Annotated in this window: 20 protein-coding genes and 4 tRNA genes; 12 read left to right on the forward strand and 12 right to left on the reverse strand. The window is 56.6% G+C overall.

All coding sequences use genetic code 11. The features are described from left to right. The 5 genes from tuf to G544_RS0117165 form a co-directional block, all read right to left on the reverse strand. Positions 1-830 (reverse strand): elongation factor Tu (gene tuf / locus G544_RS0117145; protein ID WP_027275733.1); only part of this gene is annotated, 830 nt, incomplete at its 3' end. Between the two features lie 119 nt (positions 831-949). Then, positions 950-1,025, reverse strand: a tRNA-Thr gene (locus G544_RS0117150). Positions 1,026-1,028: 3 nt separating this feature from the next. Then, positions 1,029-1,103, reverse strand: a tRNA-Gly gene (locus tag G544_RS0117155). Positions 1,104-1,426: 323 nt separating this feature from the next. After that, positions 1,427-1,511 (reverse strand) — tRNA-Tyr (locus tag G544_RS0117160). A gap of 25 nt (positions 1,512-1,536) precedes the next feature. After that, positions 1,537-1,612 (reverse strand) — tRNA-Thr (locus G544_RS0117165). A 345-nt stretch (positions 1,613-1,957) separates the two neighbouring features. On the opposite strand from G544_RS0117165, the gene G544_RS0117175 reads away from it, so the two are divergent. From G544_RS0117175 to G544_RS20900, 12 genes are all read left to right on the forward strand, one after another. Further along, complete coding sequence (locus tag G544_RS0117175; RefSeq protein ID WP_134389231.1) at positions 1,958-3,529, forward strand: ABC transporter substrate-binding protein; 1,572 nt, start codon at positions 1,958-1,960, stop codon at positions 3,527-3,529. Beyond that, positions 3,529-4,497, forward strand: a complete 969-nt coding sequence (locus tag G544_RS0117180; protein ID WP_027275736.1) for an ABC transporter permease — start codon at positions 3,529-3,531, stop codon at positions 4,495-4,497. Before G544_RS0117175 ends, G544_RS0117180 begins: the two co-directional genes overlap by 1 nt. Then, the gene (locus G544_RS0117185; protein WP_027275737.1) at positions 4,494-5,306 is read left to right on the forward strand and encodes an ABC transporter permease; all 813 of its coding nucleotides are present in this window, start codon (positions 4,494-4,496) and stop codon (positions 5,304-5,306) included. The genes G544_RS0117180 and G544_RS0117185 overlap by 4 nt, the downstream gene beginning before the upstream one ends. Next, a complete protein-coding gene (locus tag G544_RS0117190) occupies positions 5,300-6,106 on the forward strand; it encodes an ATP-binding cassette domain-containing protein (RefSeq protein ID WP_036024438.1) in 807 nt (268 codons plus the stop codon). The genes G544_RS0117185 and G544_RS0117190 overlap by 7 nt, the downstream gene beginning before the upstream one ends. Beyond that, a complete protein-coding gene (locus G544_RS0117195; RefSeq protein ID WP_027275739.1) occupies positions 6,090-6,698 on the forward strand; it encodes an ATP-binding cassette domain-containing protein in 609 nt (202 codons plus the stop codon). The genes G544_RS0117190 and G544_RS0117195 overlap by 17 nt, the downstream gene beginning before the upstream one ends. Before the next feature lie 129 nt (positions 6,699-6,827). Further along, positions 6,828-8,678, forward strand: coding sequence for a two-component system sensor histidine kinase AtoS (gene atoS, locus G544_RS0117200; RefSeq protein WP_071783414.1), 1,851 nt, complete (start codon positions 6,828-6,830; stop codon positions 8,676-8,678). After that, positions 8,675-10,051 carry an acetoacetate metabolism transcriptional regulator AtoC gene (atoC, locus tag G544_RS0117205; RefSeq protein WP_027275741.1) on the forward strand — a complete coding sequence of 459 codons (1,377 nt, stop codon included), beginning with the start codon at positions 8,675-8,677 and terminating at the stop codon, positions 10,049-10,051. Before atoS ends, atoC begins: the two co-directional genes overlap by 4 nt. Positions 10,052-10,334: 283 nt before the next feature. Beyond that, positions 10,335-10,994 carry an acetate CoA-transferase subunit alpha gene (atoD, locus tag G544_RS0117210; RefSeq protein ID WP_027275742.1) on the forward strand — a complete coding sequence of 220 codons (660 nt, stop codon included), beginning with the start codon at positions 10,335-10,337 and terminating at the stop codon, positions 10,992-10,994. Positions 10,995-10,996: 2 nt separating this feature from the next. Beyond that, positions 10,997-11,662: a CoA transferase subunit B gene (locus G544_RS0117215; RefSeq protein WP_027275743.1), complete on the forward strand. Its 666-nt coding sequence runs from the start codon at positions 10,997-10,999 to the stop codon at positions 11,660-11,662. After that, positions 11,659-12,981, forward strand: coding sequence for a TIGR00366 family protein (locus tag G544_RS0117220; protein WP_027275744.1), 1,323 nt, complete (start codon positions 11,659-11,661; stop codon positions 12,979-12,981). Before G544_RS0117215 ends, G544_RS0117220 begins: the two co-directional genes overlap by 4 nt. Positions 12,982-13,278: 297 nt before the next feature. Continuing rightward, a complete protein-coding gene (locus G544_RS0117225) occupies positions 13,279-14,463 on the forward strand; it encodes an acetyl-CoA C-acetyltransferase (RefSeq protein ID WP_027275745.1) in 1,185 nt (394 codons plus the stop codon). A gap of 430 nt (positions 14,464-14,893) precedes the next feature. After that, the gene (locus G544_RS20900; RefSeq protein ID WP_051155815.1) at positions 14,894-16,555 is read left to right on the forward strand and encodes a M14 family metallopeptidase; all 1,662 of its coding nucleotides are present in this window, start codon (positions 14,894-14,896) and stop codon (positions 16,553-16,555) included. A gap of 42 nt (positions 16,556-16,597) precedes the next feature. Here G544_RS20900 and G544_RS0117235 read toward each other — a convergent pair whose 3' ends face one another. The 7 genes from G544_RS0117235 to hybE form a co-directional block, all read right to left on the reverse strand. Further along, positions 16,598-16,894, reverse strand: coding sequence for a DUF2695 domain-containing protein (locus tag G544_RS0117235; protein ID WP_027275746.1), 297 nt, complete (start codon positions 16,892-16,894; stop codon positions 16,598-16,600). Positions 16,895-17,125: 231 nt separating this feature from the next. Then, a complete protein-coding gene (gene hypE, locus G544_RS0117240; RefSeq protein ID WP_027275747.1) occupies positions 17,126-18,151 on the reverse strand; it encodes a hydrogenase expression/formation protein HypE in 1,026 nt (341 codons plus the stop codon). A gap of 11 nt (positions 18,152-18,162) precedes the next feature. Beyond that, positions 18,163-19,269: a hydrogenase formation protein HypD gene (hypD, locus tag G544_RS0117245; RefSeq protein WP_027275748.1), complete on the reverse strand. Its 1,107-nt coding sequence runs from the start codon at positions 19,267-19,269 to the stop codon at positions 18,163-18,165. Then, positions 19,253-19,549 carry a hydrogenase maturation factor HybG gene (hybG, locus tag G544_RS0117250; protein WP_027275749.1) on the reverse strand — a complete coding sequence of 99 codons (297 nt, stop codon included), beginning with the start codon at positions 19,547-19,549 and terminating at the stop codon, positions 19,253-19,255. The genes hypD and hybG overlap by 17 nt, the downstream gene beginning before the upstream one ends. Continuing rightward, positions 19,540-20,712: a hydrogenase nickel incorporation protein HypB gene (gene hypB, locus G544_RS0117255; protein ID WP_027275750.1), complete on the reverse strand. Its 1,173-nt coding sequence runs from the start codon at positions 20,710-20,712 to the stop codon at positions 19,540-19,542. The genes hybG and hypB overlap by 10 nt, the downstream gene beginning before the upstream one ends. A 240-nt stretch (positions 20,713-20,952) precedes the next feature. Further along, complete coding sequence (gene hypA, locus G544_RS0117260; RefSeq protein ID WP_027275751.1) at positions 20,953-21,294, reverse strand: hydrogenase maturation nickel metallochaperone HypA; 342 nt, start codon at positions 21,292-21,294, stop codon at positions 20,953-20,955. Beyond that, positions 21,287-21,778, reverse strand: coding sequence for a hydrogenase-2 assembly chaperone (gene hybE / locus G544_RS0117265; RefSeq protein WP_027275752.1), 492 nt, complete (start codon positions 21,776-21,778; stop codon positions 21,287-21,289). Before hybE ends, hypA begins: the two co-directional genes overlap by 8 nt. Positions 21,779-21,780 lie beyond the last annotated feature (2 nt).

The raw sequence follows: 21,780 nt of genomic DNA on the forward strand, positions 1-21,780 counted from the left end.
ACGCCCACGTTCTCGCCCGCACGGCCTTCGTCCAGCAGCTTACGGAACATTTCAACGCCGGTACAGGTGGTCTTGGTGGTATCTTTGATACCGACGATTTCCACTTCTTCACCGACTTTGATGATGCCGCGCTCTACACGACCGGTAACAACGGTACCACGACCGGAGATAGAGAATACGTCTTCGATAGGCAGCAGGAACGGCTTGTCAATCGCACGCTCAGGCTCTGGGATATAACTATCCAGAGCGCCCGCCAGCTCGATGATCTTCGCCTCCCACTCGGCGTCGCCTTCCAGCGCTTTCAGCGCAGAACCGCGGACTACCGGAGTGTCGTCGCCCGGGAAGTCGTACTGAGACAGAAGTTCACGAACTTCCATTTCAACCAGTTCCAGCAGCTCTTCGTCATCAACCATATCGCACTTGTTCAGGAATACGATGATGTACGGAACGCCTACCTGGCGACCCAGCAGGATGTGCTCGCGAGTCTGAGGCATCGGGCCGTCGGTCGCTGCTACTACCAGGATTGCACCGTCCATCTGAGCGGCGCCGGTGATCATGTTCTTAACGTAGTCGGCGTGCCCCGGGCAGTCAACGTGCGCGTAGTGGCGAGACGGGGTGTCATATTCAACGTGAGAAGTGTTGATGGTGATACCGCGAGCCTTTTCTTCCGGCGCGTTGTCGATTTGGTCGAATGCGCGAGCGTTACCGCCGTAGGTCTTAGCCAAAACGGTGGTGATTGCTGCCGTCAGCGTAGTTTTACCGTGGTCAACGTGGCCGATAGTACCGACGTTAACGTGCGGTTTTGTACGTTCAAATTTTTCTTTAGACATCGATAGTCCCTCTAAAACACGATAGATCGTGGTTAAACCACATTAACCAAGCAAAAGCTTGTACAACAACGGTATTGAGTTATAGAGGAAGTCAGGGGATAAAAACGGAGAAAGGAAAGTGGTGCTGATAGGCAGATTCGAACTGCCGACCTCACCCTTACCAAGGGTGCGCTCTACCAACTGAGCTATATCAGCACTTGGAGCGGGCAGTGGGAATCGAACCCACATCATCAGCTTGGAAGGCTGAGGTAATAGCCATTATACGATGCCCGCAGTTCCGAACTCAGCGACCTGGTGCTTCAACACTCTAAACTCGGTGGTGGGGGAAGAATAACTCGATACGCTGCGATAACGCTTTGGGTGGAACACCCTCCGGGTAACTACCTGAGTAGTCGTTCTCGCCTTGCTGAGTGCTGAACTCCAACAGAGCTCTTACTCATCCCCTTTCAGGTGTCTTTTCAGACACTGTATTAACGCCACTTCGCGTCAACACAATCAAGCTATATCGGTAAAGGACAATTTGTCGCTCTACCTTTCCAACAGGCGCTCCAGAATGAAGCTGCCTACCGGTTTTACCACATCGCTGTGGTGAATAATGGTGGTGGGGGAAGGATTCGAACCTTCGAAGTGAGTCACGGCAGATTTACAGTCTGCTCCCTTTGGCCGCTCGGGAACCCCACCTAATTTTCTTTTCTTGACGCTTGGCTGGTGCCGGCTGCCGGAATCGAACTGGCGACCTACTGATTACAAGTCAGTTGCTCTACCTACTGAGCTAAGCCGGCATCAAGTGCTGCGCATTCTAGGGAGACATGAAGCGCGATGCAACAAAAAAATTCAGTTTAATGCGCTATCGCTCAATTTTTGGTCAAAGCAATCTTTTTTTCACCAACGAAGTATACATTGTAGCCAATTCCCACACCAAATTTGAAGAACTTTTAAACAGTTCTCAGACGACGACATTTCTTCTTCGTTTTTCATCGACTTTCAATAATTCGATCTATATCAAAGCGCCGCTCTTTTGCCCCTGCTATAAATTCGCCCGAACCAAAGTATGAACTTTTCATTAAAAGTTATGAGTCACGCGCGTTCATCACACCGCCCGGTTGACTAAAAGGAGCCGACTCCCTATGAAAATAAAGCTCTCCTCTATGGCCATTTGCCTTACCGCTGCCCTTTCGCTCATTCCTGTAGCCGCATCAGAGGCCCACACGCTCAAGCTAGCCATTGGCGCAGAGCCGTCTGAAGGGTTCGACCCTCTGCTAGGCTGGAGCCACGGCAGCTACGTTTTACTACACGCTCCTCTTTTGCGGCAAAACGCCGATCTCACCTTTCGGCCTCTGTTGGCCGAAAGCTACTCGTTAAGCGATGACGGCACGACCTGGACGCTTCGCCTGAAGCCTGACCTTAAGTTTTCCGACGGCTCGCCATTGACGGCGAGAGACGTTGCGTTTTCCTACAATCAGGCCGCCGTTAGCGGCGGTAAGGCCGATATGGGCAGCTTCAGCCTGGCCAAAGCGCTTGATGAGCGCACGGTCGCAATTACGCTGAAACACCCTGAAAGCACTTTTATCAACGTACTCGGCGCGCTGGGCATCGTACCCGAAGCGAAATACGGAAAAAATTTCGCACAGTCCCCCATAGGTGCAGGCCCCTATCGGCTTAGCAGCATGCAGCCCGGCCAACAGCTAATAGTAGAAGCGAACCCTTACTACGCCGGGCAGAAGAACGATTTTGAAAAGCTGGTGTTCGTCTTTCTCGATCAGGACAGCGCCTACGCGTCGGCAGCCAGCGGCAGTCTGGATTTAATAAGGATCCCGCAAACGATGGCCAATCAGGCCGTGCCTAATATGAAGCTGTTGGTACAAAAGAGCGTGGAAAACCGCGGGATTATGTTTCCGATGACGCCGCCGGGGAAAAAGGACGCTCAGGGTAATGACGTAGGCAACGGCGTCACCGCCGACCCGGCTATTCGCAAGGCGATTAACTACGCTGTCGACAGGGAACTGCTGGCCACGCAGCTGCTGGACGGCCAGGCCCGCCCGGCCTTTACCGCCGTAGACGGCCTACCGTGGGACAATCCAAACGCCAAATTTAAAGACGGCGATCTGAACAAAGCCAAACAAATACTGGATCAGGCCGGATGGACGACTAAAACGCCGGACGGCATCCGGGAGAAGAACGGCGTTCAGGCCAAGGTCACGCTGTGGTACGCCAGCGGCGACAGCACGCGGCGAGATCTGGCTCAGGCGTTCAGCGCCATGATGAAGCCGCTGGGCATCGAGGTGTCGTTGAAATCGGGCAGTTGGGAAACCGTCGAACGCCATATGCATGCCAACCCCACGCTGTTTGGCTGGGGCAGCCTGGACCCAATGGAGCTCTATCATCACTACGCCAGCAGGCTGGGAGGAGAAGGCTACTTTAACCCGGGCTACTATGCCAACGGCGTGGTAGACGAACGCCTGAAGCAAGCCGTTGAAGCGCCAGACTGGCAGGCAGCCATCCCCCTTTGGCAAAAGGTGGACTGGGACGGCGCGACCGGCGCCGGCGTACGAGGAGATGCCGCCTGGGTTTGGCTGCTAAACCTCAACCATACCTATCTGGTAAACCCCTGCGTCAGCCTGGGCGAAGGCGCGCCGGAAGCGCACGGAGACTGGACGGTCTTAAACAACCTCGACGGCTGGCGCTGGACCTGCAAGTAATGACGTCGCGACCGTCGGTTTCGCTTAGGCTCATTTGCCTGCTGTTCACGGTAACGGCAGGTATTTTCATATTGCTGAGCTTTTCACCGGTCGACCCCGTTCGCGCCTATATCGGCAACGATTTACTGCACGTTCCGCCAGAACAGTACGCGCAAATAGCCGCCCGCTGGGGGTTGGATCAGCCGCTTTGGCAGCGCTTTCTGCTGTGGCTAAAGCAGGCCCTTCAGGGTGATTTGGGGTACTCCATGGTCTACAACGCGCCGGTGGTTGACGTCATCGCCCAGCGCTTCGCGACCTCTTTCGCCCTGCTGGCCGGCGCCTGGCTTCTTTCCGGCGTTTTCGGCATCGCGCTTGGCCTGACGGCCGGGCGCTACCTCAACCGCTGGCCGGATACGCTTATTCGCTCGCTCAGCTATCTTCTCTCGTCTTTACCTACGTTCTGGGTAGGCCTTTTGATGCTGGCATTTTTCTCCGTCAGGCTTGAGTGGGCGCCCATTTGCTGCGCCTGGCCGCCAGGGCTTACGCAGGAAGATGCGACGTTTGCCGAGCGGGTTCATCACCTGATATTGCCCACCCTCACTCTAAGCCTGCTCGGCGTCGGCAACATTGCGCTGCACACCCGCGCCCGCATTGAGCAGGCCAGCAGCAGCGAATTCATTCGCTATGCCTACGCTCAGGGTGACGGCGGGTGGCCTATGCTCCGCTTTCACCTGCTGCGCCATGCCCTCACGCCGGCCGTCTGTCTCCAGTTCGCCTCTTTGGGCGAGCTGTTAGGCGGCGCGCTGCTGGCGGAAAAGGTATTCGCCTATCCCGGGCTCGGACAGGCTACGATCGACGCAGGGCTGCGTGGCGATGTCCCTCTGCTACTAGGGATTAGCCTGTTCGCCGCGCTGCTGGTCTTTATTGGCAATACGCTTTCTTCGTTAATCCTTAAGCACCTCAACGCGCCGCTGAGGAGGGAGGAATGAGGTATTCCCTTAACGGCGCAGCGCTGCGGCTTGCGCTAGCGCTAGCGATACTCGTTACCCTGCTCGGAGCGGGCGCCTACGCCCTAAATCAGGACATAACCTTAAACCTGCTCGCCCGCCGCGCCGCGCCCTCTTCCCAATTTTGGTTTGGAACCGACGGCCTGGGGCGCGACCTCTGGCTTCGCTGCCTTCAGGGCATGATGACCAGCGTTCAGATTGGCGCTACGTCCGCCCTGCTGAGCGGGCTGATTGCGCTGGCCGTCGCCGCTACCGGCCAGTTCGGCAAAGTGCTGGAGCAGCTGGTTCAAATCTTAACCGATACCTTTATTGCCCTGCCTCACCTTCTGCTGCTGATCCTTATCTGCTTTACCTTCGGCGGCGGCAAGTGGGGCGTGATTCTGGCCGTTTCACTCACCCACTGGCCCAAGCTTGCGCTGATCCTGCGGGCCGAACTGATGCGCATTCGAACGGCGGACTACGTGCTGTTGGCGCGTCGAACGGGATCGACGTACTGGCAGTGCTGCTACCGGCATTTTCTTCCCCTGCTGCTGCCCCAGCTCGTCGTCGGCATGCTGCTTATTTTCCCCCACGCGGTGTTGCACAGCGCGGGCCTGAGCTTCCTTGGATTCGGCCTGGAGCCTCACGAAGCCTCTCTGGGGCTACTGCTTTCGGACGCGCTGCGCTATCTGGCTAGCGGCGACTGGTGGCTGGCGTTTTACCCCGGCTTAACGCTGGTCGCGCTGGTGCTCACTATCGACCTGCTGGCACGCAGCCTGCAAAAGGTCTGGTTGAGGAGAACCTCATGTTAGAACTAAAAAACGTCACCCTGCTCCAGGGCAAACATCGCTGGCTGAGAAAAACGACGTTTGAACCGATGCTGAGCGATATCAACCTTACGCTTCAACGTGGGGAGCTGGTCGCGCTGGTCGGCGGCAGCGGCGAAGGAAAAAGCCTGCTGTTGCAAAGCCTGCTTGGCCTGCTGCCTGACGCCATCAGCGCCCAAGGCCGCATCTTGCTCGATGGCCACGACGTTCCCCACGAGCGGCTGCAAGAACTAAGGGGGCGCGTTTTGGGCTATATTCCCCAGAGCGTCAGCGCCCTTAACCCACTGATTAAAACCGGCAGGCAGATCCAGAGAGCCGCAGGCCTGAGCGGCGATATGCCCTGCAATGACGAGATAGTGGAGAGGCTGAAGCGCTATCGCCTGTCGCCCGACCTGCTCAATCGCTATCCCCTTTCGCTGTCCGGCGGTATGGCCAAGCGGGTGCTTGTAAGCTGCGCCACGTTGAGCCAGTCGCGCTTTATTTTGGCCGACGAGATAACGGCCTGGCTTGACGAACGACATGCGGAAGTCCTGATGGGGCATCTAAAAACGCTTTGTGAGGAGGGCCGCGGGGTACTGTGGGTTACGCACGACCTGCATCTGGCTTCCCGCTATGCCAATAGAATCGCGGTTCTCCACCAGGGCGAACTTAAAGAGACGCTCTGCGCCCGCCAGCTTCGCAGCGGCGGCGGCAGCCCATGGATACAGTCGCTGTGGCGCTCGCTGCCGGAGTTTGATTTTTTCAACGAGCCTAAGGATAACGCGGTTCATGCTGCAAACGCATAATTTGAGCGTCCATCAGGGCGGCGCTGAGCTGTGGCGTTCGCTGAATTTGTCCATTGGGTCAGCGGAGCGGCTTGGCATTTTTGCGCCCAGCGGATATGGGAAAACGACGTTAGGGCGAGTCCTGGCCGGCTGGCAGCGGCCGAGCGCAGGCGAAGTTATGTTGGACGGCGAGCCGCTTCCAGCCAGCGGCTACTGCCCGGTTCAACTGGTTCCTCAGCACCCTGAACGCACGTTTAACCCCGCGCGCACCGTCGGCGCTGCGCTGCGCGACGTTTGGCAGCCGGAGGAGGAATGGCTTGAAGCGCTGTCGCTCCATCCACGGTTGCTAACGCGTTACCCTGATGAGGTTTCCGGCGGAGAGCTGGCGCGCATTGCCCTGCTGCGCGCCCTGGCCCCCCAAACGCGCTACCTGATCGCCGACGAAATCACCGCCCAATTGGACCCTTTCATTCAGGCTAAAGTGTGGCGCTTTCTCTTAGAGATAAGCGACCGCCGCCCCTTGGCGATGGTCGTCATCAGCCACAGCCGCGCGCTGTTGAGAAACGTTTGCAGCCGCGTCTGGGAACCCGACTCGCGGGCAGCGGCCCGATAATCCTTTAGAGCTTCTTCACATTTTGCCCTGTTGCTTCTTGTTCCAAAAGAATAAGATCCTATAGTCGTGGGCCAACGCTCTGGCGACACTTTAGTTACCTTATCTCGAAGCACCAAGGACCCGGTTACCATGCCTGCTTTTTTATCCACGGCCAAACGCGCTCTGTCGACATGTCTCCCACACACGCTGCGCAATAAAATGATGATGCTGGCCATCCTGATGGTCACCGTGCCCACGCTGGTTATCGGCTATTTTGTTGAAACCGAGGGCAGAGACGCGTTGCTGGAAGAGAAAAGAATCAAGCTTTTCGCCGTCACTCACCTGTTGGACGAAGCGCTGGGAGACGATTTTCAGCGCTATGCCAACCTGTCGCGCGAAGACAGGATCCAGGCACTAAACCGCCTGCTGGCGCAGAGAACCGATCGGATCACCAAAGCATTTTCCGGCGTGGGGGCGGGCTACTATCACCGCGAACTCGACGCCATCGTGACCTACGGGCCGCAGGCGCAATACGGCTACGCCGTCGGCGTTTCCATCAAGCCGGACCACCCCGGCCGCGAGGTCATGGCCAGCGGAGAACCTCTGGTTAAGTGGGGTTCACAGGTGCGCGGCAACATCATGAACTCCATGATCCCGATTAAGCGGGAGGGTCAGGTCATCGGCTACATCTGGGCCAACGAGCTGTCAAACGACATTGACCGCCAAGCCTTGGCAATGGATATCAAAATCATGACGGTCATCGCCGTCGGCATGCTGCTCAGCGTTTGGCTTATCGCCGCATTTTCTCGCCGGTTCGCTTCCGATATAGACACAATTAAGGCAGGGCTCAACGAACTTCCGTTAGATCTCAATACCGTCATTCCGCCGATGAAAGGAGAAATGGGGGAGATAGCAGGCAGCGTCAACGCCCTTTCTCGGGCGCTTCGAGAAGCCAAGACGCTCAATGAGCTTATCGTAGAAAGCGCAGCGGATGGGGTTATCTCTGTCGATATCAACGGCTGTGTCACCATGATAAACCCGGCGGGTGAAACCATCACCGGCTACAAAAAGAAAGAGCTTATCGGTCGCCCCTATGCCGAAATCTTCGTGCATACCGACTTCGACAGTCCGGTGCTCGATACGCTGGAGCGCGGCATCGACCACGTCGCGCAGGAGGTCAACTTCCCGGGCAAGGGGCGTACTATTCAAATCAGCGTCAGCACCAGCCAGCTGCACAACGCTCAGGGCGAAACCGTCGGCGCGCTGGTTATCTTCACTGACCTGACGGCGGCCAAAGAGGTTCAGCGGCGCATCGAACAGGCCGAGCGCCTCGCCACGCTGGGCGAACTGATGGCGGGCGTGGCCCACGAAGTGCGAAATCCGCTGACGGCCATCAGCGGCTTTGTTCAGCTGCTTAAAGAAGGGGAGCAGGACCCGCAGCGTCTTGAGTACACGCATATCGTACTCAAAGAGGTTCGCTCCATTAACCGCGTTATTCAGCAACTGCTGGACTTTGCCCGCCCTCGCCCAAGCCTTCACCAGAAAATCATGCTTAATCAGATTATTAACGAAAGCCTGATTTTAGTGAAAACCCGCGGGCTTGAGGCCAGAATCGACTTCCACGTCAATTTGGATGCAGAGCTGCCGGAGATCCACGCCGACGCAGAGCTGCTTAAGCAGGTCATCCTTAACCTTCTGATTAACGCCGTCCAATCCATCAACGCCAAAGGGGAAATCGACATCTCTACGCGCACGCTCTCCGATGACAGGCAGGAAATCCGGATAAAGGACAACGGCTGCGGCATCCCTGACGCCATCAAGGCGAAAATTTTCGATCCGTTCTACACCACCAAGTCATCCGGAACCGGGCTTGGGCTTTCTATCAGCCAGCGCATCATTGCGTCCCACGGAGGTGATATCATGGTGGAAAGCGAACTCAACCGAGGCTCAACCTTTATTATTATTCTGCCGGTGACGCACAGCGAAGGAATCTTGCCATGAAAAAATCGTACCGCATTCTGCTCGTTGACGACGAAGAGAGCGTTTTACGCATGCTGATGGCCTTCTTTTCACACAACGGCCACCAGCCCATCTGCGCGCAGGACGGCCATCAGGCCGTTGAACTGTTCAAACAGCAGTCGCCGGACGTTGTGCTGATGGATATCCGCATGCCCAGGCTCAGCGGCATCGACGCGCTGCAGATGATGCGTAAGACCAATAAGGATACCCCCGTTATCCTGATGACTGCCTACGCCGCCGTTGAAACGGCGGTCGAGGCCCTGAGGCTCGGCGCTTTCGACTACGTCATCAAGCCCTTTGAGCTCGATGAGCTAAAGCTGATGGTGGACCGAGCCATGCAGCTGTGCGAAATGAAGCAGGAGATCAACTTGCTGCACCGCGCGCTGTCGGACAGCTACCAGTGGGATCGCATTTTAACCAACAGTCCCAAAATGATGGAGCTGTGCCGCGATACCGCTAAAATCGCCCAAAGCAGCGCCAGCGTGCTTATCACGGGCGAAAGCGGGACGGGAAAAGAGCTTATCGCCAAGGCCATCCACTACAACAGCCCCCGCGCCAAAGGGCCATTTATTAAAATAAACTGCGGCGCGCTGCCCGAGTCGCTGCTGGAAAGCGAGCTGTTCGGCCACGAGAAGGGGGCGTTCACCGGCGCGCAAACCCAGCGACAGGGCCTGTTTGAACGAGCAAATCAGGGAACGCTGCTGCTGGATGAAGTCGGCGAAATGCCCCATAACCTACAGGTTAAACTGCTGCGCGTTCTGCAAGAGCGTGAATTTGAAAGGCTCGGCGGCAGCCAGACCATCAAAACCGATATTCGCCTTATTGCGGCCACCAACCGCAACCTGGCGCAGATGGTTGAACAGGGAACGTTTCGCCAGGACCTCTTCTATCGCCTGAACGTTATCCACCTGTCCCCGATTCCCCTGCGGGAGCGCCCTGAAGATATCTCTCTGTTAGCGCAGCACTTTTTACAAAAATTCAGCGCGGAAAACGGCAAAGAAATCGTCGAACTTGATCCCAGCACGCTGGCGATTCTGGAAGCCTACCCATGGCCGGGAAACGTCAGGGAGCTCTCCAACGCCATTGAACGGGCAGTGATCATGAGCAACGGCTTTATTATCTTCCCCGACGAACTGCCCGAACACCTGCAGCGGCAGCAAAACGTCCCCCACATCAGCGAAACCGTGCATACGCTGACGGGGCATACGCTAAAAGAGAACCTGAAGGCCTACGAGCGTGAGCTTATCTGTAACGCACTCAACGGCAATCAGGGCAATCGAGTTCAAACCGCAAGAGCGCTGGGCATCAGCCGCCGAGCGCTGATGTATAAGCTGCAGGAATACGAAATAGAATAGTTATACCTGTGTCATATCGACTCAAAGGGCCCGACGCTTCAGGCCCTTTCCCATCTTAATGGTGAAACAAAAAATGCACACCTGTGCAAAAAATTGCACTCTCTGACCGCCTGTTTCATCCCTGCTCTCGATTCAGCTACCGCTGCAAAGCCTGTTTAACTCTTTAATTATTAAAATGTTACCTGGACTTACGGTGAAAATCGCCCCGTAAGCATGCGGCTGGCACACCCCTTGCAATTCCTTATGCGAGCTCGTCCTCGGGCATCAACTATAAGGAATAATTATGAAAAACAAACAGATTGACATACAGCAAGCTGCTGAACACTTTCGTGATGGCATGACCATCATGGTTGGCGGTTTTATGGGTGTGGGAACACCGCCGCGTTTAGTCAAGGCTCTGCTCGACTCTGGCGTCAAAGACTTAACCCTTATTGCTAACGATACCGCGTTTGTAGATACCGGCATCGGCCCTCTGGTCGTTAACGGCAGAGTAAAGAAAGTTATCGCCTCTCACATCGGCACCAACCCTGAAACCGGCAGACGCATGATCGCCGGCGAAATGGACGTCGAACTGGTTCCTCAAGGTACGCTGATTGAGCGCATCCGCTGCGGCGGCGCAGGCCTGGGCGGCTTCCTGACGCCGACCGGCGTGGGCACCGTGGTTGAAGAAGGCAAACAAAAGATTACTCAAAACGGCGTTGAATACCTGCTAGAACTTCCGCTGCGCGCCGACCTTGCGCTGGTTCAGTCTCACATTGCCGACAAGCAGGGCAACCTGGTTTATCAGCTGACCGCCCGCAACTTTAACCCGCTTATCGCTCTAGCGGCAGACGTCGTTATTGCTGAACCGGACGTTCAGGTCGAAGTTGGCGACATCGCCCCCGACGCCGTGATGACCCCCGGCGCCCTGATTGACTACATCGTTGCCCCCCAGGAGTGCTAATCATGAATGCTAAAGAACTTATCGCTCGCCGCGTAGCCCTTGAGCTACATGATGGAGACATCGTAAACCTGGGCATCGGCCTGCCGACGCAGGTGGTGAACTATCTGCCTCAGGACATCCACATCACGCTTCAGTCTGAAAACGGCTTTCTGGGCCTGGGCCCGGTTACCGAAGCGCATCCAAACCTGGTTAACGCCGGCGGCCAGCCCTGCGGCCTGCTTCCTGGCGCAGCCATGTTCGACAGCGCCTTCTCCTTTGCGCTGATCCGCGGCGGCCACGTTGACGCAAGCGTACTGGGCGGCCTGCAGGTCGACCAAAACGCAAACCTGGCCAACTGGATGGTACCGGGGAAAATGGTTCCGGGAATGGGCGGCGCAATGGACCTGGTTACCGGCGCCAAGCGCGTTATTATTGCGATGGAACACTGCGCTAAAGACGGTTCCTCCAAGATTTTAAAGCAGTGCACCCTGCCGCTGACGGCCAAAAACAAGGTCAGCATGATAGTGACCGAACTGGCCGTATTCGCCTTTGAAGGCGACAAGCTGGTGCTGAAAGAACGCGCGCCGGGCGTTTCTCTGGAAACTATCCGTGAGAAGACCGACGCAGATTACATTGTTGCAGCCAACGTGAAGGAAATGCCGATCGTTGTTGAGGAAGGTGTCGCATGATCGGTCGTATTTCCCGCTTCTTAACCGGATTTGTAAGCCGTTATCTGCCAGATCCGCTAATTTTTGCCATGCTGTTGACCATGCTGACGTTTGTCATCGCGCTGGCGCTGACGCCGCATACGCCTGTCGACATGGTGCAAATGTGGGGTAACGGCTTCTGGAACCTGCTCGGCTTCGGCATGCAGATGGCGCTGATTATCGTTACCGGCCACGCGCTGGCAAGCTCTGCGCCCGTCAAGCGCGTACTGCGCCTGACGGCCTCTGCGGCCAAAACGCCCGCTCAGGGCGTTATGCTGGTCACCTTCTTTGGTTCAGTCGCCTGCGTTATCAACTGGGGGTTCGGCCTGGTGGTCGGCGCCATGTTCGCTCGCGAAGTGGCTCGCCGCGTTAAGGGTTCAGACTATCCGCTGCTTATCGCCTGTGCCTACATCGGCTTTTTGACCTGGGGCGGAGGCCTTTCCGGCTCTATGCCCCTGCTGGCGGCGACGCCCGGCAACCCGGTTGAGCACATTGCCGGCCTGATCCCGGTTAGCCAGACTATCTTCACCGGCTACAACATCTTTATCACTCTGGCGCTTATCGTCATTATGCCTTTTGTCACCCGCATGATGATGCCAAAGCCCGGCGATGTTATTACCGTCGACCCGGCGCTGCTGCAAGAAGAAGCGGACTACCAGAAGAAGCTGCCTGCCGATGCGCCTGTCGCGGAGAAAATGGAAGAAAGCCGCATTATCGCCTTTATTATCGGCGCGCTCGGCATTGCCTATCTGGGCATGTACTTCTATGAGAAGGGCTTCAATATCACCATCAACACCGTCAACATGATGTTCATGATTGCCGGTATTTTGCTGCACAAGACGCCGATGGCCTACATGCGCGCCATTTCCGCTGCGGCAAGAAGCACCGCGGGCATTCTGGTGCAGTTCCCGTTCTATGCCGGTATCCAACTGATGATGGAACACTCCGGTCTGGGTGGGCTTATCACCGAGTTCTTCATCAACGTCGCCAACAAGGACACCTTCCCGGTGATGACCTTCTTCAGCTCGGCCATCATTAACTTTGCCGTTCCGTCAGGCGGCGGCCACTGGGTTATCCAGGGTCCGTTCGTTATGCCTGCCGCACAGGCGCTGGGCGCTGACCTGGGTAAATCCGCCATGGCTATCGCCTACGGTGAACAGTGGATGAACATGGCTCAGCCGTTCTGGGCTCTGCCGGCTCTGGCCATTGCGGGCCTGGGCGTTCGCGACATCATGGGCTACTGCGTTACCGCCCTGCTGTTCTCTGGTCTGATATTCGTTATCGGCCTTACGGTATTCTGATAACTACAACTTTGCTCTAAATAATTCGAGTTGCGGGACAAAACGCCTAAGGCGTTTTGAACAGCGCTAGCGCTGGCCCTGAAAGGGGGAACCCCGTAGGGGTGAATCACGCGGCAAGAGAGTGAATCCCCAGGAGCTTACATAAGTAAGTGACTGGGGTGAACGACAAATCTGTCTGGAACAGATTTGAACGCCGTTTGCGGCGGCCCGCAAGGGCGAGGCCCATGGATGGGCCGAGTATTTACAGCCAACGCACTCGCAGCTTGAAGTATGACGAGCATATAAGGAATTTAAGTGATGAATAATATAGTCATCGTCAGCGCCGCTCGTACCGCCATCGGCAGCTTTAACGGCGCACTGTCCTCTGTCGCGGCCGTCGATCTGGGCGCTTTAACCATTCGCGAAGCCATTGCCCGTGCGGGGATTGGCGCTGAGCTGATTGAAGAAGTCGTCTTCGGCAACGTGCTGCAAGCGGGTCTGGGCCAAAACCCGGCACGTCAGGCGCTGCTGAAAAGCGGCATTGCCGAATCCGTCTGCGCTTACACCGTCAACAAGGTTTGCGGATCCGGCCTTAAGAGCGTAGCGCTGGCAGCTCAGTCCATCGCCGCAGGCGACGCGGAGATCGTGGTCGCTGGCGGGATGGAAAACATGAGTCAGGCACCTTACCTGCTCGACAGCAAGGCCCGCTGGGGCTATCGCATGGGCGACGGCAAGCTTGTGGACGTCATTTTGAAAGACGGTCTGATGTGCGCAACGCACGACTACCACATGGGTATCACCGCTGAGAACGTCGCTAAAGAATACGGCATCAGTCGCGAAGAGCAGGACGCTCTGGCGCTCTTCTCTCAGCAAAAGGCCGTTGCCGCCATCAATAGCGGTGCGTTTAAAGAAGAAATCGTGCCGGTAACGGTCAAAACCCGTAAAGGCGAGACCGTAGTTGATACCGACGAATTCCCTAAGGCGGACACCACGGCAGAAGGGCTGGCGAAGCTGCGTACGGCCTTCACCAAAGAGGGTACCGTTACCGCCGGTAACGCTTCAGGTATTAACGACGGCGCCGCGGCACTGGTCGTGATGACGGAAAGCCGTGCCAAGGCGCTCGGCCTCAAGCCTTTGGCTCGTATCAAGAGCTATGCCAGCGGCGGCGTTGCGCCATCGCTGATGGGCATGGGTCCGGTGCCGGCAACGCAGAACGCGCTTAAAAAGGCGGGAATGCAGCTTTCGGACATTGACCTTATCGAAGCCAACGAAGCCTTCGCCGCCCAGTTCCTGGCCGTCGGCAAAGTGCTCGGGTTCGACCCGGCCAAAGTCAACGTCAACGGCGGCGCTATCGCGCTAGGCCATCCGATCGGCGCCAGCGGCGCGCGCATCCTCGTTACTCTGCTGCATGCGCTTAAAGCACACGATAAGACCTACGGGTTGGCGACGCTGTGCATCGGCGGCGGTCAGGGAACGGCGATGATCGTTGAACGTCTGAACTGATAGCCCCTTGTTGAGCCGCCGCACTGCGGCGGCTCTTTTATATTTCCTTTCGCAGCAGTTTACTGAATAAAGCACGCTCATCATAAACGGCAAACAGACGCCGCCTTTCACACTGGTTTATTCTCTCTTCGCGCTTCTCTGCTCTTTTTAATCGTAAAACCATGGTGTTATCGTCAATAAATACTACATCTCGGGCGCTATCGCGAAGGATCGGACAATTATCTAAAAATGTGATACACCTCCAATGCGCCACAAACATCCATATATTTGATGATGTAAACTAATAGTAACAAATGTTAGTTATTACAATAATTATCAGGCGCCTTACTTAACGATATCCAACTCTGCTTGGCGTCAATCGTTCAGGCTAAGCCGCCACCGTCAGGCTCGCTATTCATACAATAATACCGTTAACCCTTCAGGAGGCTGCATGCCGTTGTCCCCCCGTCGTTTTATTCTATCCGCACTGTTCCTTGCGTTGGCTAGCCCGATATCATCCGTTTACGCCAAGTTCGATCCCACAAAAGAGTTTCAGGAACCGCCAGCGGTAGCCGAGCGCTTCACAGAGCCCAAGGGCGTTCAGTTTGATACGCCCGCATTTAAAAAAGGGAAAGTCGACTTTACTTCGCAGAAGGAAATGGAGAATTTTATTGAGCGGCTGGCGCAGTCCTCTCCCCATCTGCGTGTTAAAACGCTCGGGCGTTCACAGCAGGGTCGAGCGATCCCTATGCTGGTTTTCTCCGCCGAACGGGCGGCCTCCGCGCAGACGCTGATGAAAAACGGCAAGCCGACGGTACTCATCGTTGCCCTACAGCACGGCAATGAGCCCGCTGCCGGTGAAGCGGCTCTGGCATACGCTAAAAGCCTGGCGGAAAATAAAGAAGGGGACGTTCTGTCTCGGATTAACGTGCTGATCGTCCCGCGCGCGAATCCAGACGGCGCCGAGCACTTTACGCGCGACCTCGCCAACGGCGTCAACCTCAACCGCGATCACCTGCTTTTAGCCTCGCCGGAAAGCCGGGCAATAAATCAGCTAATGACTCAATATCAGCCTGACGTCGTTCTGGACGCCCATGAGTTCAGCGTCGCCGGGCGCTGGGTAAAGAAGTTTGACGCGGTGCAAGGGTACGATGCGCTGGTGCAGTACGCCACGACGACCAACCTCCCGGCTTCGCTCAGTGAAGCGATGAAGTCCACCTACAACGAAACCATCTTCGCCGCTTTCAAAGAAAACTCGCTGAACGCCTTCGTTTACTACACGACCAACCAGATTAACCTTGAGGATAAAACGCTCTCTATGGGCGGCGTCGGCGCTGACGCCATGCGCAACGTCGCCGGCCTGCGCAATTCGGTTTCCTTCCTGTTGGAAACGCGCGGCGTCGGCATAGGAAAGGCACACTTCGAGCGCAGGGTCTGGACGCAGTTCGTTGCCATGCGGGCCATGGTCAACGCGGCTGCCAAGCAGCCGGAACAGCTGTTGGCTCTGGGACGCGCCGTACGCAATGAAGTCATTGAGGCCAGCGGTAAAGGCGAGCTCACCGTAAAGGGCAAGGCGGCTAAAGGTACGCAAGAAGTCACGCTGCTAGACGCCAAAACCGGCGAGCCCAAAACCTTTGACGCAGACTGGCGCTCCTCTTTAACGATTGAACCCGTACTGACCCGCCCTCGCCCCTATGGCTATCTTCTGCCGGTCAGCCAGAAAGCCGCAGCAAAAAAGCTGCGCGAACTGGGCATCGAGGTTTACGTCGTCAAGTCCGAACAGCGTGCGCCGGTTGAACGCTACGACATCGTTGAGCGCAAGGCAAACCGCAAGACCGACGTGACCGGCAAAATTGGAAAGACGGGCAACGAAATGGTGCAGGTCACGGCCAAACTGAGCGGCGAAGTGCTCACCGACATCGCAGGCTATTACTACGTGCCGATGAATCAGCCGCTGGCAAACCTGGCGGTCGCCGCGCTGGAACCGGAAACGCAGAGCAGCTTTGTCGCAAACGGCATCATCACGTTGCCAAAAGAGGGAACAAAAGGAGCTGACATAGTACCGCTATACCGCTTGACGCAGGATGCGCCAATGGTGGTTGAGCTGTTTTAAACCATTTAGGCCCGTCAGAACGACGGGCCTATCATTCCTGGGCTATTCAAACTTCTCTTCAACGTTAAAGAGAACTTCACAGTCGCAGTAGCCGCCGTTGTCGTTAAGCCACGCGATGACGGCTTCTGCATTTTCTACACCGCGCTCGGCAAGAAGCCTCTTCGTCAGGGTAAGCGAGTGGTCGCATCCCTTTTTATCAACCTCGCGGTCCAAATAGTCAAACAGGAGCTGAAACAAGGGCCGAGTCATCGGTAAATCGGCTTCAAAAGCCTCCTGCTGTTGCTGCTTCCATGCGTTTTTCAACGCCCGCTGGTGGGCCTTATCGTTATTCTTTGCCATGCGCTAATCATCCATTGATAAGAACGAAGTCCGATTCTGTACAGGTTATATACAGTTTAAATATTCACGCTCAACCAACGCCGGACGCTCTTGCCAACGCTTATAAAATCCATTTTATTCCTCTCACAGACGGCATGAACCACTTCGTCTAAAAACAAAGGCTGAACGGGAAGTATATCCGGTTCAGCCTTGGTAAGGGTCGTTTTTACAACGCTCTTAACGACCGTCTATTTAACAAATCCTCGGCAGCGGCTCGCTGTGTGGGAGGTCAAGCAGGCGGGTTGCGCCAAATATTCCGGTCAGCTGAACGCGCTTATTCTCGGTTACGGTGCCGATGGCGGCGGCGTCCTGCCCCAGAGGATGCGCTCTGAGCCGGGTCAGCGTTTCCTGTTCGGCCTCCGGCGAAACGACAATCACCAGCTTGCCTTCGTTAGCAAAGTTAAGCGGCTCCAGCCCCAGCAGTTCACACACGCCGCGCACGGCGTTTTTCACCGGCAGCGCGCCTTCGCTAATCGACATGCCGCAGCCGCTGGCGGCGGCGAACTCGTGCAGAATGGCGGTAACGCCGCCGCGCGTTGCGTCACGCAGGGCGCGAACGCCCGGTATATCGCGCAGCGGCGCGATCAGCGGCGTCAGCACCGCGCAGTCGCTCTTGAGTTCGGCCTCAAGCCCCAGCCCTTCGCGCAGGTTGAGGATCGTCGCGCCGTGGTCGCCCAGCGTACCGCTGACCAAAATGCGGTCACCGGGTTGGATATGCTGTGCGCCCCACTGAATGGCGGAAGAAATGGTGCCGATACCGGCCGTGTTGATAAACACCTTATCCGCCGCGCCGCGCTGCACGACTTTGGTATCGCCGGTGACAATCTCAACGCCCGCGTCGGCGGCCGTCTTCGCCATGGCGGTAACGATCTGCTCCAAATCTTTAAGCGGCAGCCCTTCTTCAAGAATAAACCCGCAGGAGAGATACTGCGGCACCGCGCCGCTCACCGCTACGTCGTTTACCGTACCGCACACCGCCAGCTTGCCGATGTTGCCGCCGGGAAAAAACAGCGGGTCGATGACGTAGCTGTCGGTGCTGAACGCCAGACGATCGCCCAGCGAGGTCAGCTTGGAAAGCGGAATGCGGGCCTGATCTTCACGCTCATTGAGAGCCGCATTGGAAAACGCCTGCAAAAACAGGCTTTCAATCAGCTGCTGCATGGCCTGACCGCCGCTGCCGTGCGCCATAGTCACGACGTCTTTTTCACTAAATGACATGCTTAAACCCGTTACCGACGATATTGATAATAAGCCGCGCAGGCTCCTTCGGAAGAGACCATCAGCGCGCCAAACGCGTTTTGCGGCGTACAGCGAGTGCCGAACAGCGGGCAGTCGTTGGGCTTGCAGCGCCCGGTCAGCACGTCGCCGCAGCGCGCCTGAGGATCGTCCGCCACCTTATGTTCCTGAGTATTAAAACGCAGCTCGGCGTCAAATTCGCGATAGGCCGACGTCAAACGCACGCCTGAACCGGCGATTTCGCCCAACCCGCGCCATTCGCTGCTTTCTTTCAGTTCGAAAACTTCGTCCAGCGCCTTTTGAGCAAGGGTATTTCCCTGAGCGGGAACGATCCGCTTGTACTGGTTTTCAACTTCGCAGCGTCCGTCTTTGAGCTGTTCCACCAGCATCGCCAGCGCCTGCAGGATATCGAGCGGCTCAAAACCGGTCACCACCAGCGGCTTGTGGAAATCCTCAGTGATAAAGCCGTAGGGCGTGGTTCCTATCACCATGCTGACGTGGCCCGGCGCCAAAAAGCCGTCAATGCGTACGTCAGGCTGCTCAAGCAGGCTTCTCAGCGTAGGGATAATGGTGATGTGCTGGCAGAAAATAGAAAAGTTGTTCAACCCGCGTCGCTTCGCCTGCTGTAGCGTGATCGCCGTGCTCGGCATGGTGGTTTCAAACCCGAGGCCGAAAAACACCACCTGCTTGCCAGGGTTCTGCTCAGCAAAGGTTAAGGCGTCCAGAGGCGAATAGACGATGCGCACGTCGGCGCCTCTTCGCTTGGCATCGAGCAGCGAACCCTTGCGCCCCGGCACGCGCATGGCGTCGCCGTAAGTACAGAAAATAACGTCAGGCCGTTCGGCAATCTCGATACAGCCGTCGATCCGCCCCATCGGCAGCACGCACACCGGGCAGCCGGGGCCGTGAACAAACTCGATTTCCGGCGGCAGAAGTTGGTCGATGCCAAACTTATAAATCGCGTGCGTATGGCCGCCGCAGACTTCCATTAATTGCAGCGGGCGCTGCTTCGCCCACTCAATCTGTGAAACGGTGCGTGCTATGCGCGCCAGCAGCGCCTTAGCCAGCTCCGGGTCGCGAAACTCATCGACGTACTGCATCATCAGCTCCGGCATTGATGCCAAGGAAGTCGCCGACCTCGTGCTCTAACGCGCTCATCGCCGTCAGGGCTTCAATCGTCGCCTGAGCCTCTTCTTCGTCGATAATGCTCATCGCAAAGCCGACGTGAACCAAAACCCACTGACCGAGAAGATCGGCGGGTTCCCCTTCACAGATAAGGCCAATGTTGACGTCGCGCTTTACGCCGCAAACGTCAACCTGCGCCAGTTGATGGATATCGTTTCCTACGGCAACGATTTGGCCGGGTACGCCTAAGCACATTGTTGACTCTCCAACCACGACAGCCAGGCGTCCATACCCTCACCGCTGGTCGCGGATACTTTAATAACCAAAATTTCAGGATTAACCCTGCGTGCGTTGGCGATACAGGCGTCAACGTCAAAGCTCAGGTAAGGCAGCAGGTCAATCTTATTAAGCAGCATCACCTTCGACGCTGCGAACATGTGAGGATACTTCAGCGGCTTGTCTTCCCCTTCCGTCACGGAAAGCACCGCAACCTTGGCGCGCTCGCCCAGATCGAAGCTGGCCGGGCAAACCAGATTACCCACGTTTTCAATAAACAGCACGCTGTCCTTCTGTAAAGACAGGCGAGCCGCGGCGTCCTGCACCATTTGCGCATCCAGATGGCAGCCTTTACCGGTATTCACCTGAATCGCCGGTACGCCGGTGGCGCGAATGCGCTCGGCGTCATTCGTAGTCTGCTGGTCGCCTTCAATCACCGCGCAGGGCACTTTGTCGCGCAGGCGCGTGAGCGTTTCGGTCAACAGCGTCGTCTTACCGGAACCGGGGCTTGAAACCAAATTCAGCGCCAGAATGTGCTGCTCGGTAAAATAGGCGCGGTTGTGCTCGGCCAAATGGTTATTTTTGCTCAACACGTCCATTTCAATTTGCAGCATGCGCTTCTGGTCCATGCCGGGCGCGTGCGTTCCCGCTTCGCCGTGGCCGTAGTCCAGAGAGCTGCCGCCCTGCTCGTTCTCCACCTCGCGCGGCGCAAAAGTCTCTTTAGGCTTTTCCGCGGCTTCGTTTTCCATCTCGAGTTCAAACTCGACGTCGCCCATCTTGTTGGCGATCGCGGTATGCACGTGATGGTGAACGTCCCCCTGATGGTGATAGTGGTGATGAATAATCACCGTGCGCGACAGAGTGCCGTCATGATCATGGGAATGGTGATGGCCGTGGCCGTGAGAATGGTGGTGATCATGACCGTGCTCGTGAGCGTGGTGATGGTCGTGCTCATGAGCATGATGGTGGTCATGGCCGTGCTCGTGGTGGTGATCGTGCTCATGGGCATGATGGTGGCCATGGCCGTGCTCGTGATGGTAATCGTGTCCGTGAGCGTGATGGTGTCCGTGCTCATGGTGATGGGCGCGATCGTCGCCTTCAATTCGCCGCTCGCCGGCGGCGCATCCGCAGGTAGTACACATAAAGTCTCCCTCGGGAAATATCCCGTCACGGTTTGGAGGCCAGGCCGCACACGCCCCTGAATCGATAGGCGGGAATGACGGTCAAAGCCTAAGTGTAGAGCCTATTTCATTAGGCGCTATCGTTGCCGCTAGTTTGAGCTCGGCCGACGTGCAAAACCGAAACGTACGTGCAGTACGCGAGGATGAGTGAGCGCTGCCGGGGTCAAAATAGCAAATAAAATAGCCTAATGAGGTAGGCTCTTATTCAACTTCGATTTCTTTAATCTGTAGTGTATCACCGTTATCGACGCGGAGTCGAAAGCCTTGGCAATGAGGACACTGCGCTTCGTGGCTGGTGATTTCCACTTCTCGGCTACAGTCCCAGCACCAGGCCTGCGCCGCTTTATGAATGATGTGCAGCTGACTGCCTTCCGCTACCGTACCGCGACAGGCAACGTCGAAACCGAAGCGCAGCGCGCCTTCTTCAACGCAGGAAAGCGCGCCGACTTCCAGCCAGACGCCGGTGACGCGCTTAACGCCGTGTTGAAGAGCCTGTTGCGAAATGATGTCAACGGTGCTCTGGCAGAGGGACAGCTCATGCATCGCCGCTGTTCCTGCGGCCCAGCAGCAGAGCTCGGCGGGCTAACTGGGTCGGCGCATCGGGATCGCTGACCGGCAGAGACAGCAGCATCCGCACGCAGTCGTTCGCCAGCTGAACGCCCTGCTCCGGCAAAAGCTTTTTATCCAGCGGAGACATCAGTGAGCAGGTCAGATATTGGGAAACGCCTTCCAGCTCGCCGACGGTAAACGTCATGGTGCCATAGGGCATCGTCAGCCCAATTTTTTCGCTGATCTTACGCTTTGGCCAAACCTGATTGGGGCCGGGAAAAATCAGTGCGCTGAGCATCCAGGGCGTGACGACGCTGCCAACCCACTGTCCTTCAAACAGGGTAAAGTCGGAAACATGGACCGGCATGTTGGGATGAAGGAAAGAAAGATCGTGCATCGACCGTTCGGCAATCACTTCAAAGGCGGCCTGAACCAGCGGCGTAGGGCTTTTTTCGTAACCTAAAATCTCGTCGGACATTC

Origin of the sequence: Leminorella grimontii ATCC 33999 = DSM 5078, from assembly GCF_000439085.1 — a bacterium.
In the GTDB taxonomy this organism is placed as follows: domain Bacteria; phylum Pseudomonadota; class Gammaproteobacteria; order Enterobacterales; family Enterobacteriaceae; genus Leminorella; species Leminorella grimontii.

What these genes read in the sequence shown, in the direction of transcription:
- G544_RS0117175 (WP_134389231.1), top strand. Translation starts at nt 1,958, where the DNA reads ATGAAAATAAAGCTCTCCTCTATGGCCATTTGCCTTACCGCTGCCCTT.
- G544_RS0117180 (WP_027275736.1), top strand. Translation starts at nt 3,529, where the DNA reads ATGACGTCGCGACCGTCGGTTTCGCTTAGGCTCATTTGCCTGCTGTTC.
- G544_RS0117185 (WP_027275737.1), top strand. Translation starts at nt 4,494, where the DNA reads ATGAGGTATTCCCTTAACGGCGCAGCGCTGCGGCTTGCGCTAGCGCTA.
- G544_RS0117190 (WP_036024438.1), top strand. Translation starts at nt 5,300, where the DNA reads ATGTTAGAACTAAAAAACGTCACCCTGCTCCAGGGCAAACATCGCTGG.
- G544_RS0117195 (WP_027275739.1), top strand. Translation starts at nt 6,090, where the DNA reads ATGCTGCAAACGCATAATTTGAGCGTCCATCAGGGCGGCGCTGAGCTG.
- atoS (WP_071783414.1), top strand. Translation starts at nt 6,828, where the DNA reads ATGCCTGCTTTTTTATCCACGGCCAAACGCGCTCTGTCGACATGTCTC.
- atoC (WP_027275741.1), top strand. Translation starts at nt 8,675, where the DNA reads ATGAAAAAATCGTACCGCATTCTGCTCGTTGACGACGAAGAGAGCGTT.
- atoD (WP_027275742.1), top strand. Translation starts at nt 10,335, where the DNA reads ATGAAAAACAAACAGATTGACATACAGCAAGCTGCTGAACACTTTCGT.
- G544_RS0117215 (WP_027275743.1), top strand. Translation starts at nt 10,997, where the DNA reads ATGAATGCTAAAGAACTTATCGCTCGCCGCGTAGCCCTTGAGCTACAT.
- G544_RS0117220 (WP_027275744.1), top strand. Translation starts at nt 11,659, where the DNA reads ATGATCGGTCGTATTTCCCGCTTCTTAACCGGATTTGTAAGCCGTTAT.
- G544_RS0117225 (WP_027275745.1), top strand. Translation starts at nt 13,279, where the DNA reads ATGAATAATATAGTCATCGTCAGCGCCGCTCGTACCGCCATCGGCAGC.
- G544_RS20900 (WP_051155815.1), top strand. Translation starts at nt 14,894, where the DNA reads ATGCCGTTGTCCCCCCGTCGTTTTATTCTATCCGCACTGTTCCTTGCG.
- G544_RS0117235 (WP_027275746.1), bottom strand. Translation starts at nt 16,894, where the DNA reads ATGGCAAAGAATAACGATAAGGCCCACCAGCGGGCGTTGAAAAACGCA.
- hypE (WP_027275747.1), bottom strand. Translation starts at nt 18,151, where the DNA reads ATGTCATTTAGTGAAAAAGACGTCGTGACTATGGCGCACGGCAGCGGC.
- hypD (WP_027275748.1), bottom strand. Translation starts at nt 19,269, where the DNA reads ATGCAGTACGTCGATGAGTTTCGCGACCCGGAGCTGGCTAAGGCGCTG.
- hybG (WP_027275749.1), bottom strand. Translation starts at nt 19,549, where the DNA reads ATGTGCTTAGGCGTACCCGGCCAAATCGTTGCCGTAGGAAACGATATC.
- hypB (WP_027275750.1), bottom strand. Translation starts at nt 20,712, where the DNA reads ATGTGTACTACCTGCGGATGCGCCGCCGGCGAGCGGCGAATTGAAGGC.
- hypA (WP_027275751.1), bottom strand. Translation starts at nt 21,294, where the DNA reads ATGCATGAGCTGTCCCTCTGCCAGAGCACCGTTGACATCATTTCGCAA.
- hybE (WP_027275752.1), bottom strand. Translation starts at nt 21,778, where the DNA reads ATGTCCGACGAGATTTTAGGTTACGAAAAAAGCCCTACGCCGCTGGTT.